The sequence below is a fragment of the Weissella diestrammenae genome (genome assembly GCF_014397255.1).
Lineage (GTDB): Bacteria > Bacillota > Bacilli > Lactobacillales > Lactobacillaceae > Weissella > Weissella diestrammenae.
The window spans coordinates 27,432-40,517 of the sequence record NZ_CP060724.1; the positions used below are offsets into that span (position 1 = coordinate 27,432).

The window sequence follows — 13,086 nt, forward strand, 5'->3', positions numbered from 1 at the left end:
TGTTTATCCTATTTTCAGATTGATTTTTCCTAAATCATCAAGATCAATTTCACTATTTTTGAGATTAATAGTGAAATTACGCTGAATATTTTCTAGCATACCGTCATATTTTTCTATACTGAGCTTATTGTATTCAAACAATACATTTCGATTAATCAATGCTTGGTCACTAACTACTGATTTTAATTCTTGTAGTATTTCTACCTGTTCCATCCAACTTTCGTCAAGTGAACGTAATAGAATCACTCGATACATATTAATGATATTTTTTTGTGAATCCTCTAACGATTCTAGAAAAGACTCTAACATGTTAATTTGTTTTTGTTCTTCTGTAGTGCTACTACTCTTAAAACTAGTGATTAAATTTTTTACGAATGTCTCACTTGTCAAAATATTATATCTGACTTCATAAATCAATGTTCTTTGTCGTCTCATTACTTCATCATATTGAAGCGTGGAGAATCGTGCTGACTTACTACTATCTTCATTAAGAAGTTGTCTTTTTCTGTACGCACGAATTGCTCTTAATTTTGCATATCCAGTTATGGGCACCATTTTTTTATGCTTCTTTTTTTCTTGATATCGTTGTAAATATTTATCTGGATTTTCAATAAGAAGCGTATCTTGCAATGATGAATAAATATATGTTTCTCCTGGATCACCTTGTCGAGCAGAACGTCCAATAACTTGTCGTTCAATTCGTACATTTTCCATTTTTTCACTTAATATTACAGCTAAGCCACCTATTTGACGAGCTTCATCTGATAATTTAATATCCGTTCCACGTCCTGCCAATGATGTTGCAATTGTTATGGAATTTAATTGACCTGCTCTAGCAATAATTTCAGCTTCATATTGCAAGCCTTGTGCATGCAATAAATTATGTTGAATATTATTTGCTAGTAATATTTTAGAAATTAATTCTGCAGTTTTCATTGTTTCTGCAATCAATAATATTGGTTGTCCTATCTTATGCTTTGTCATCACAAGCTCAATCATAGCAGATATCTTTTCACTGAATGTTGTAAAAACTATTGTTTGATGATCGACTCGACTACTCTTAATATGTCGCGGAATAACAGACACTGACATATTGTATGTCTCTATAAATTCATCCTTTGCATTTTTACCAGTTCCGCTCATTCCCGATAAAACTGTGAACATCCTAAATAAATTCTGGTACGTTACTGAAGCCATAGCGGCAGTTTCATTTGTGATTTCCACATTTTCTTTCATTTCAATTGCCTGATGCAATCCATTTTGTAATTTTGTCCCAAGCATTGTACGTCCAGTTTTTTGATCTAGAAGGACAATTTTCCCATCGTCTACAATATATTCGTAATCTCTTCGATATATTACGTTTGCGTCCAATGCTAATTTTAAATGTTTTAATAATTCTTTATATTCGTTTGAAAAAACATTATCGACACTGAAAAACTGTTCGATTTTACGAATACCTTCATCAACAAACCAAACTTTCTTTTTATCCATCGAAATTTCGTAGTGAACGTTCTCAACTAAAAACGAAATAAATATTTGTGCTACCCTATACAAACTAGATGTCACTTTAGGATTCCCTGAAATCACCAGTGGACTTTGTGCCATGTCGAGTAAAATGGAATCTATTTCATCCAATAATGCAAAATTGAAGTACTGAGGTAACTCAGCTTTTTTTTCACTTATTAAATTATTCTGAAGATAATCAAAACCTAGTGCAGAATTAGTGATATACACAATGTTGTTTTGATAAATAACTTGAGCATCCTCAAACTCTTCATCTCCTGTTCTAATACCTACCGATAATCCCAACCACTTAAACACTTCACCCATTTCAGTTCCGTCTCGACTGGCTAAATAAGCATTTGGTGTAATTAAGAATACCCCGGTTTTAAATTTTAATGCTTCAAAATACAAGGCTAGCGTTGCTGTTAACGTCTTACCTTCCCCAGTATCCATTTCAACAACATCACCATTTATAATTGCTAATCCACCTAGTACTTGAACATCGTATGCGAATTTTCCTAAAATTCTATAATTTGCTTCACGAATCGTTGCAACAATGTCAACGATTTCTGACTCTAGATTTTCTGAATTCCAAAAACGCACTGTCTGTTTTCTTAACTGATCATCGGATAAATCTCGATAATATTGCATTTTGGCATTTATTTTTTTTAATAATTTTTCATTTTTTTTGTTTTTGAACATTTTTTCAGATATTAAATGATTTCTAGCTAATTTCAGATATGTGATTTATTTGATTCACCAAATTAGCATAAGCACTTAGATTATTCCCTTCCTTCAGATTATCTGCAATAAGAATATAATCAAAAACAAATTCTCTTACACCCGCGCCTATCAACGTCATCTCATAATAACTAAATTTTTGTGGGGTTTCAATTGTAAATTCATTTTCTATATTACTTTGCGTTGCTACTATCTCATTATGTTGATTGAAAAAATCAATCTTTAGCCATACACTGTTTAGTGGATTCGATATAGAAACCATGGAAACATTATATTTCATATTTCTACCCAATTGTGGTAGATCATTATTCATTCGCAGAGCTGAAAATCCATCGCGTGAATTCCATTTGTGAATTCTAATACCTGGGGCAGTATTCTCAGAATATTCGATTTTTTTCTTGTAGGATCCCAATTCTGTTAAGATCGCTCCGTATAAATTATCTTGTCCGACAGGTGGCGTAGCTAGATTATTCCAATAAATTTTCACAGAATTTTTCATGATTATCTATCTCCATGGAAGTCAATGAATTTCAGTTTGTCTTCTTTCAAGAAGCCTCTAATCTTTTGAACAATGGCCCAGAATTGTCATTGTGTTTCCCCTGGTACCCAAATTTCTTAATATTTTTGAATTTCATCTTTGTTGCATCAATGAATTTTTCGAAATTACTGTCATAATCATCGTTCTTCATGTACGCAACCCTAAACTCCATATCTTCAAATATGTTATTCCGTATATAATTCGGTAAATCAGCTGCAAAATCAGAAAAATCTCTTCTCAAATATGTTGCCATATCCATAATGATACCGAAGTCATCTGGTCTAACTAATTTCGAGTTTTTTATCACAACATTTAAGTCAATAATTGGTTTCCCTAAAATCACTTTACCAGCGGATAAATGTGCTGCATTATAGAGGGCTGCATACGACCCCATTGAAATTCCAATACACGTTAATTCGCTTTTCTTAAATTGCAGATCTTTTAATTTTCCATTTATAATGTCAAAAACCTGGGTTTCTAAATTTTCTGTGCCGCGATAAAAGACACCGCCATCAAGCCTGGGATCAGTAATCAAGATAAAAGGATTACCTTGTTTTAGCATCATATAATATCCTTCAAACCCCTCAGCGGTTTGATATCCTGAAAAATAAACATTCAATGGTGGTTTTAAATTACCTGGTGAATAGTAATAAAATAATTCCTGTCTGGTAGTATTATCAACCAAACGCGCATCACCTGGTAAAAATGTACCATATTTTCCTCTTCGACGACGATAGTGCATATGACCTAATTCAACTGCGCCATCGCCACTAACTTTAACTGTCATATGGACAGTTAAGCTTCGATTTGTATCAAAAAAATTTATTGGTTCATTAAAATCACTCGCATTGAGTGTGATGACTTCTTTAACATCTGTTGAACTATCATACAGAACATAGAATTTATATTCTAATTCAGCATTACCAAATAATTTAAATTCTGGCCAAAAGCTATATTCTCTTGCTTTTTGAATAGGAAATCCATATTTCCATGTACCAATTATTTCTTTTGAATTACGATTGTCGCTTAAATCAATATATACGTTTGCATTCCCATTATATGTTAAATTTTCATTATCATTGAATATAACATTGGTTATTCGTTGTTTTCCACCACCATGTTGTCCACCATAAAAAAAACTGTTGATTTCACTAATCATATGACTTAATTCATCGGAGTTAAATGAAAATAATGTTGTTCCTTCAAATCGCTCTAATTCAGGAAAAATCTTTAAATCAATTTGATCACTCGCATACATAATTTTCGTTTGCATTAATAAGTTTTCGAATAAATCCAACTCGGTTACTATTTCAGGTAATGGACATAAAATAAGTATCAAGCCATATTGCCATAATTCATCATCCTCAAAGTTCAATTGATCAACATATTCTAGCTCATACTCTGAATCTAATTCATCTTCGTTTATTTTACTGCCGCCTACTTGTAGTATTTTCATACATCCTTCTCCTTCCGATTATTTTAGCTTCATCTTGATCTTTTCTTTAACCATTTCATCTTCGAAATCGTTTACCCACTTCAAATTATTCATTGAAACTTCATTCCACAATTCAATGTTCTTTAAATAATCACCTAACGCATTAGTGAATTGTTTCACGTTCTCGAAAATTTTTTCATTTATATCTACTTGTAAATACTTCTGATTTCTGTCTGATATCATCGGTATACCAAATATCATTGCTTGAATATTATAAAAATCAACTCTTTGACTACTCCCAAAAGTAATAAACACACGTGCATTTTTTAGATCACTTGCAAATTCAACTGCATCAAATCTTTTAATTTCAATTCGATCTACGTCTTTATCAAATACTTGAGTATTGTTAGCATTCAGTGTATACACAATGACCTCAACACTATCATCCAAGTCTTCAAACGTTTCTGGTGCAATGATAACATCCGACAAACTTGTATTCTCATCAATATAGACTACTATTTTTGTTTTTGAGTATTTTTTGCTATTTCCAAGTGATAAATCTAATCCTTCTGGCAAAAATTCAATAATGCTATACTTTTGGACTTCTTTCGGAGTACATAGTCCTAATTCTGCCATCCTGGTTATTCTTTTAGTGTAAATCGTGTCGTTGCGTTCGACATTTATAACCTTTCTACTACTGATTATATCAATAATATTTATATTTTCATCAATATTGATTACATCTTCTTCTATATTACTATCCATAGAACTTATATAAACATTGTCATAGGGTTTGAGCTGTTGCGACAAATATCTTTGTAATAACTCACGAGACAATTCGTTTAAGCTGACATAGCTGTTTTTCAATTCATTCTTATCGGCAATTGATTTCTTCACTACGACTTCCCGAGTTTTTAAATTCTCAAAGAATATTTCACTACCATCATAATCGAAATAATACTTCATCATTTTTTCGTCATACACTGTTCTAGACCGAATAAATCCTCTTACATCAATTTCTATTTCTGATGTCTCTTTATTATTTTTAAAATAAATAATTCGTTCAACAATTGCATGATTTGCATATTTAATTTCTGCATACTTTTCCTCTTTTACCATTACCATTACCGACGAACCTTGATAAATAAATTCAGAATTTTCAGGCCAATCAAGATCTCGAATGTCAATTTTTATAATTGGCGTATTTTGAGGTATTGCTTGCAATGTACCAAAGATATTAATGCATACTGCATTACTGAAATTTTCAAGCCAAAAATGCAATCCATTACCTGGACTTGCGACGATAATACGTTGCTCTGACTCATTTAAAATCTGTACCATTCGACGCAGATATTTCATATTGATTGAATCAATTTTTTCTTGAAAAATTAAATAGTTCATCTGTAAGCCTCTTTCATTTATATGTATCCAGAGAGAAAACTCTCTGGAAATAAGCATATTACTACTTATTTTTTGCGACGAATACTCATCAATGCCAAAGTAGAAATAATAAAGCCAGCAAAGGCTATATCAACTCCACCAAGAATTCCAGTATTTGGTAACATTCCTGCTTCCTTTACTTCTGAATTCTCAATATAGTGAGCCTCGCTTTGCGCTACGGACTCTGATTCCACTACTGAATCAGTCAATGACTCAGATATTGAGTCAATTAATGATTCTGATGTTGATTGAATCATTGAATTGCTCAACGAATCTGAAGTTGAAACTGATTCTGATGCTGATTCAGATGGGTATTGCGAGATAGATACTGACTCAGACTCTGATACTGATTCTGATCCTGATACTGATTCAGATCCTGATTCTGATACTGACAATGAGTCAGATGTTGAATCCACCATTGAATCGATTGTTGATTCAGTTTCTGAAACAACGATTGATTCTGATGTTGATGCTGATGCTGATTCAGATGCTGATACTGATTCAGATGCTGATTCAGAAGGATGTTGTGAAGCTGATTCACTTACTGATTCTGATGCTGATACTGATTCAGATCCTGATGTTGATACAGATTCTGATGCTGATGCTGATTCAGATGCTGAGTCAGAAGGGTTTTGTGAAGCTGATTCACTTACTGATTCTGATGCTGATACTGATTCAGATCCTGATGTTGATACAGATTCTGATGCTGATGCTGATTCAGATGCTGATTCAGATGGGTGTTGTGAAGCTGATTCACTTACAGACTCTGATGCTGATACTGATTCAGATTGTGAATCAATTGTTGAATCCACTGCTGACTCAATTTCTGAGACAACGATTGATTCGCTTGTTGATTCTGATCCTGATACTGATTCAGATCCTGATTCTGATACTGACAATGAGTCAGATGTTGAATCCACCATTGAATCGATTGTTGATTCAGTTTCTGAAACAACGATTGATTCTGATGTTGATGCTGATGCTGATTCAGATGCTGATACTGATTCAGATGCTGATTCAGAAGGATGTTGTGAAGCTGATTCACTTACTGATTCTGATGCTGATACTGATTCAGATCCTGATGTTGATACAGATTCTGATGCTGATGCTGATTCAGATGCTGAGTCAGAAGGGTTTTGTGAAGCTGATTCACTTACTGATTCTGATGCTGATACTGATTCAGATCCTGATGTTGATACAGATTCTGATGCTGATGCTGATTCAGATGCTGATTCAGATGGGTGTTGTGAAGCTGATTCACTTACAGACTCTGATGCTGATACTGATTCAGATTGTGAATCAATTGTTGAATCCACTGCTGACTCAATTTCTGAGACAACGATTGATTCGCTTGTTGATTCTGATCCTGATACTGATTCAGATCCTGATTCTGATACTGACAATGAGTCAGATGTTGAATCCACCATTGAATCGATTGTTGATTCAGTTTCTGAAACAACGATTGATTCTGATGTTGATGCTGATGCTGATTCAGATGCTGATACTGATTCAGATGCTGATTCAGAAGGATGTTGTGAAGCTGATTCACTTACTGATTCTGATGCTGATACTGATTCAGATCCTGATGTTGATACAGATTCTGATGCTGATGCTGATTCAGATGCTGAGTCAGAAGGGTTTTGTGAAGCTGATTCACTTACTGATTCTGATGCTGATACTGATTCAGATCCTGATGTTGATACAGATTCTGATGCTGATGCTGATTCAGATGCTGATTCAGATGGGTGTTGTGAAGCTGATTCACTTACAGACTCTGATGCTGATACTGATTCAGATTGTGAATCAATTGTTGAATCCACTGCTGACTCAATTTCTGAGACAACGATTGATTCGCTTGTTGATTCTGATCCTGATACTGATTCAGATCCTGATTCTGATACTGACAATGAGTCAGATGTTGAATCCACCATTGAATCGATTGTTGATTCAGTTTCTGAAACAACGATTGATTCTGATGTTGATGCTGATGCTGATTCAGATGCTGATACTGATTCAGATGCTGATTCAGAAGGATGTTGTGAAGCTGATTCACTTACTGATTCTGATGCTGATACTGATTCAGATCCTGATGTTGATACAGATTCTGATGCTGATGCTGATTCAGATGCTGAGTCAGAAGGGTTTTGTGAAGCTGATTCACTTACTGATTCTGATGCTGATACTGATTCAGATCCTGATGTTGATACAGATTCTGATGCTGATGCTGATTCAGATGCTGATTCAGATGGGTGTTGTGAAGCTGATTCACTTACAGACTCTGATGCTGATACTGATTCAGATTGTGAATCAATTGTTGAATCCACTGCTGACTCAATTTCTGAGACAACGATTGATTCGCTTGTTGATTCTGATCCTGATACTGATTCAGATCCTGATTCTGATACTGACAATGAGTCAGATGTTGAATCCACCATTGAATCGATTGTTGATTCAGTTTCTGAAACAACGATTGATTCTGATGTTGATGCTGATGCTGATTCAGATGCTGATACTGATTCAGATGCTGATTCAGAAGGATGTTGTGAAGCTGATTCACTTACTGATTCTGATGCTGATACTGATTCAGATCCTGATGTTGATACAGATTCTGATGCTGATGCTGATTCAGATGCTGAGTCAGAAGGGTTTTGTGAAGCTGATTCACTTACTGATTCTGATGCTGATACTGATTCAGATCCTGATGTTGATACAGATTCTGATGCTGATGCTGATTCAGATGCTGATTCAGATGGGTGTTGTGAAGCTGATTCACTTACAGACTCTGATGCTGATACTGATTCAGATTGTGAATCAATTGTTGAATCCACTGCTGACTCAATTTCTGAGACAACGATTGATTCGCTTGTTGATTCTGATCCTGATACTGATTCAGATCCTGATTCTGATACTGACAATGAGTCAGATGTTGAATCCACCATTGAATCGATTGTTGATTCAGTTTCTGAAACAACGATTGATTCTGATGTTGATGCTGATGCTGATTCAGATGCTGATACTGATTCAGATGCTGATTCAGAAGGATGTTGTGAAGCTGATTCACTTACTGATTCTGATGCTGATACTGATTCAGATCCTGATGTTGATACAGATTCTGATGCTGATGCTGATTCAGATGCTGAGTCAGAAGGGTTTTGTGAAGCTGATTCACTTACTGATTCTGATGCTGATACTGATTCAGATCCTGATGTTGATACAGATTCTGATGCTGATGCTGATTCAGATGCTGATTCAGATGGGTGTTGTGAAGCTGATTCACTTACAGACTCTGATGCTGATACTGATTCAGATTGTGAATCAATTGTTGAATCCACTGCTGACTCAATTTCTGAGACAACGATTGATTCGCTTGTTGATTCTGATCCTGATACTGATTCAGATCCTGATTCTGATACTGACAATGAGTCAGATGTTGAATCCACCATTGAATCGATTGTTGATTCAGTTTCTGAAACAACGATTGATTCTGATGTTGATGCTGATGCTGATTCAGATGCTGATACTGATTCAGATGCTGATTCAGAAGGATGTTGTGAAGCTGATTCACTTACTGATTCTGATGCTGATACTGATTCAGATCCTGATGTTGATACAGATTCTGATGCTGATGCTGATTCAGATGCTGAGTCAGAAGGGTTTTGTGAAGCTGATTCACTTACTGATTCTGATGCTGATACTGATTCAGATCCTGATGTTGATACAGATTCTGATGCTGATGCTGATTCAGATGCTGATTCAGATGGGTGTTGTGAAGCTGATTCACTTACAGACTCTGATGCTGATACTGATTCAGATTGTGAATCAATTGTTGAATCCACTGCTGAATCAATTTCTGAGACAACGATTGATTCGCTTGTTGATTCTGATCCTGATACTGATTCAGATCCTGATGTTGATACTGATTCTGATCCTGATCCTGATACTGATTCTGATGTTGATACTGATTCAGATCCTGATGTTGATACAGATTCAGATCCTGATACTGATTCTGATTCTGACGGATTTTGTGATGCTGATTCACTTACTGATACTGATTCAGATCCTGATGTTGATACTGATACTGATTCTGATCCTGATTCTGATACTGACAATGAGTCAGATGTTGAATCCACCATTGAATCGATTGTTGATTCAGTTTCTGAAACAACGATTGATTCTGATGTTGATGCTGATGCTGATTCAGATGCTGATACTGATTCAGATGCTGATTCAGAAGGATGTTGTGAAGCTGATTCACTTACTGATTCTGATGCTGATACTGATTCAGATCCTGATGTTGATACAGATTCTGATGCTGATGCTGATTCAGATGCTGAGTCAGAAGGGTTTTGTGAAACTGATTCACTTACTGATTCTGATGCTGATACTGATTCAGATCCTGATGTTGATACAGATTCTGATGCTGATGCTGATTCAGATGCTGATTCAGATGGGTGTTGTGAAGCTGATTCACTTACAGACTCTGATGCTGATACTGATTCAGATTGTGAATCAATTGTTGAATCCACTGCTGAATCAATTTCTGAGACAACGATTGATTCTGATTCACTTACTGATTCTGATGCTGATGCTGACTCTGATGCTGATTCTGACATTGAATCAGATGTCGAAACGAACTCTGATTCCAACTCTGATTCAACAATCGATAACGAAGTCGATTCAGATGCTGAGTCAGAAGGGTTTTGTGATGCTGATTCACTTACTGATACAGATTCAGATTCAGATCCTGATGTTGATTCTGATTCTGAGACTGATTCCGATTCCAAAACTGAATCAACTATTGATTCTGACAATGATAATGAAAGCGATTCAGACAGTGATTCAGATGGATGTTGTGATGCTGATTCACTTACTGATGCTGATTCACTGACTGATTCAGACCCTGATACTGATTCAGACTCTGATGCTGATGCTGATTCAGAGAGTGATTCAGACGGATGTTGTGATGCTGATTCACTTACTGACACTGACTCAGATTCTGATGTTGATTCTGACATTGAATCAGATGTTGACTCTGCAATTGAATCAACGGTAGATTGAATTTTTGATTCAACAACCGACTCATCGTGCGAGTCTCGCTCAGATTCACCTACGGATAGGGAATCACTCATTGATTCTTGAACAGATTGACTTTCTGAAATTGAATCAGAATTAGATTCAACAGCCGATTGGACGCGTGAAGTAACCTCAGATTCAAATGTTGAATCAACGAGTGACTCTTCTTCTGATTTATAAGTTGACTCTGACGTTGATTCTTGTGCTGATTCTGATTTTGATTCTGATGCTCCATCAACAATTGACTCAATTGTTGAGTCTGTGACTGATTCTGCGAAAGATACTGATTCTGATTTTGATTCTGATACTGATTCTGATACTGATTCTGCATTAGATTCATCTGGGTTTTGTGAAGCTGATTCACTTACTGATTCTGATGCTGATACTGATTCAGATCCTGATGTTGATACAGATTCTGATGCTGATGCTGATTCTGATGCTGATTCAGATGGGTGTAACGATGCTGATTCACTAACCGAAACAGATTCACTATTTGACTCCCTCATTGAAAGAGATTCTGATCTTGATTCTGATCTTGATTCTGACATTGATACTGAGAGAGATGCTGATTCTGATTCTGATTTCATTTCAGATTCAAATTCAGACCTCACTTCGGAATCGCGACTTGACTCTGATTTTGAAGTTGATTCTGATGCTGATTCAGATCTCGATTCTGACATTGATGCTGATTCACTGACTGACACTGATTCTGATTCTGATGTTGATTCTGATGGATATTGTGAACCAGATTCACTAGCTGATTCTGATTCTTTAACAGAGTCATACTCTGATTCCACTTGTGAATCAATCTGTGATTGTTCCAATGATCCAAGACTCTGATGTTGATTCAACTTGCGATTCTGATTGTGACTGACTTGTTGATTCACTAGTTGACGCATCATTAGTTACATGCAATGTTGCAATGTTAGAAGTGTGCGATTGCCCATTAACTTCAGTCACAACATAATACTGGCTGCCGTCAACACCAGTTAAGTCTGTCGCCTTACTGTTTTGAGTTACTGATCCTGTGACCGTTAACGTCGAATCGTTAGACAACACCTTTGACCTATCGTTGACACTATACCACTTATACGTAACATCTGCTTCATCATCTGAAATAAGTCCAGGAGTAATTGAGAATGTAGCTTGATCTCCTACCGCAACAGTTTGATCATCGACCTCATCAGCAATTCTAACTTCCTTTGATGCAGTAACTTGTGACCCATCACCATTGACGAATACCACTGTAACCGTTACAGTTCCAGTAACTCCCTTTGATGTAAGAACTCCATACTGATTGATTTCAGCCAGATTTTTATCATCGACACTCCACAAAACAGTTCCATACGCATCCACAGGATCAGTAAGGTAACTCATATTTGTATTGGTGTTATACAACATCACGTCTGCGCCAGAAATTGAAATAGATTGAGCATTAGCGATAGATGATGAAACTTGAATGGTTATAATTGCACTATAACTATACCAGTCACCTATTCCAAGAAGTCCTTTTTTCCCATGAGCTCGTACTTGAAAGTCATAAAGGCCATCTGTCAACTTCATATCTTTGACGTTTAATGTGATATCGCCCCATCGACTCTCACCTACAAATCTGAAGGTTGACTCACCATGAATGGCCACATAAAAGCGAAAATCTAATGGATCGCGTTCATCATTATTATCTCCACGTTTCCATGGCGCATGAATATCAACTGAGCCATCCGGACGCACAACGTTCGCAGATGCAGCCGGTGCTCCATCAAAACCATTGTTTGCTCCCCAACCAAACCATCCACCTGGATTGTATTCGTCTGGTTTCTTATGGTCAGTATATCCATCGTCACTAGAATTTCTTTGTTCATTTGATTCGTTATTTGCCAGATTTTCACTTGCAGTTAACGAATCAGTCATAGATTGATTCATTGAATCCGATTCTGAAACCGACTCACTTGTTGATTCTGATTCTGAAACCGACTCACTTGTTGATTCTGATTCTGAAACCGACTCACTTGTTGATTCTGATTCTGAAACCGACTCACTTGTTGATTCTGATTCTGAAACCGACTCACTTATTGATTCTGATTCTGATACTGACTCACTTGTTGAATTCTCATTCGTTGCGGTGTTTGAAACTTGTCCAATTTCAAATGTGTCAGTATTTAGTGTTGTCTTTGTTGAAACGTTCTTTTCGTGTGCCGTTGTATTTTGTTCAACAGTATTGGCTGATGCGTCAATATTATTCAGTAATGTTCCACCGGCCAAGGCACCCAGTCCTAACGTTGCAACCTTCAAAAACGAATTTTCTCCCGTAGATACTTCACGTTCTGTAAAAGGTATCCATCCCTTCATTTTTGTA

8 protein-coding genes are annotated in these 13,086 nt (G+C 36.1%); 2 read left to right on the forward strand and 6 right to left on the reverse strand.

Annotated elements, in window-relative coordinates; translation table 11 throughout:
* Positions 1 to 3 precede the first annotated feature (3 nt).
* From H9L19_RS00125 to H9L19_RS00145, 5 genes are all read right to left on the reverse strand, one after another.
* On the reverse strand, positions 4 to 2,205 hold the full coding sequence (locus H9L19_RS00125) for a preprotein translocase subunit SecA (RefSeq protein WP_187529186.1): 2,202 nt from the start codon (positions 2,203 to 2,205) through the stop codon (positions 4 to 6).
* A 22-nt stretch (positions 2,206 to 2,227) separates the two neighbouring features.
* Complete coding sequence (asp3, locus tag H9L19_RS00130) at positions 2,228 to 2,743, reverse strand: accessory Sec system protein Asp3 (RefSeq protein WP_187529187.1); 516 nt, start codon at positions 2,741 to 2,743, stop codon at positions 2,228 to 2,230.
* Between the two features lie 46 nt (positions 2,744 to 2,789).
* On the reverse strand, positions 2,790 to 4,238 hold the full coding sequence (asp2, locus tag H9L19_RS00135) for an accessory Sec system protein Asp2 (RefSeq protein WP_187529188.1): 1,449 nt from the start codon (positions 4,236 to 4,238) through the stop codon (positions 2,790 to 2,792).
* Between the two features lie 18 nt (positions 4,239 to 4,256).
* Positions 4,257 to 5,618: an accessory Sec system glycosyltransferase Asp1 gene (gene asp1 / locus H9L19_RS00140; RefSeq protein WP_187529189.1), complete on the reverse strand. Its 1,362-nt coding sequence runs from the start codon at positions 5,616 to 5,618 to the stop codon at positions 4,257 to 4,259.
* Between the two features lie 65 nt (positions 5,619 to 5,683).
* Complete coding sequence (locus H9L19_RS00145; protein WP_187529190.1) at positions 5,684 to 5,914, reverse strand: LPXTG cell wall anchor domain-containing protein; 231 nt, start codon at positions 5,912 to 5,914, stop codon at positions 5,684 to 5,686.
* Positions 5,915 to 5,918: 4 nt separating this feature from the next.
* Here H9L19_RS00145 and H9L19_RS00150 point away from each other — a divergent pair, with 4 nt between their 5' ends.
* Together H9L19_RS00150 and H9L19_RS00155 are read left to right on the forward strand one after the other, a co-directional pair.
* Entirely contained in the window at positions 5,919 to 10,715 is a 4,797-nt protein-coding gene (locus tag H9L19_RS00150) for a clumping factor B (RefSeq protein WP_187529191.1), read from the forward strand.
* 276 nt (positions 10,716 to 10,991) lie between these two features.
* Positions 10,992 to 11,570 (forward strand): hypothetical protein, encoded by a 579-nt coding sequence (locus tag H9L19_RS00155; protein WP_187529192.1) that lies wholly within the window; start codon positions 10,992 to 10,994, stop codon positions 11,568 to 11,570.
* Here H9L19_RS00155 and H9L19_RS08355 read toward each other — a convergent pair.
* Entirely contained in the window at positions 11,535 to 13,079 is a 1,545-nt protein-coding gene (locus H9L19_RS08355) for a hypothetical protein (RefSeq protein WP_276509297.1), read from the reverse strand. The genes H9L19_RS00155 and H9L19_RS08355 overlap by 36 nt on opposite strands.
* Positions 13,080 to 13,086: the final 7 nt, after the last annotated feature.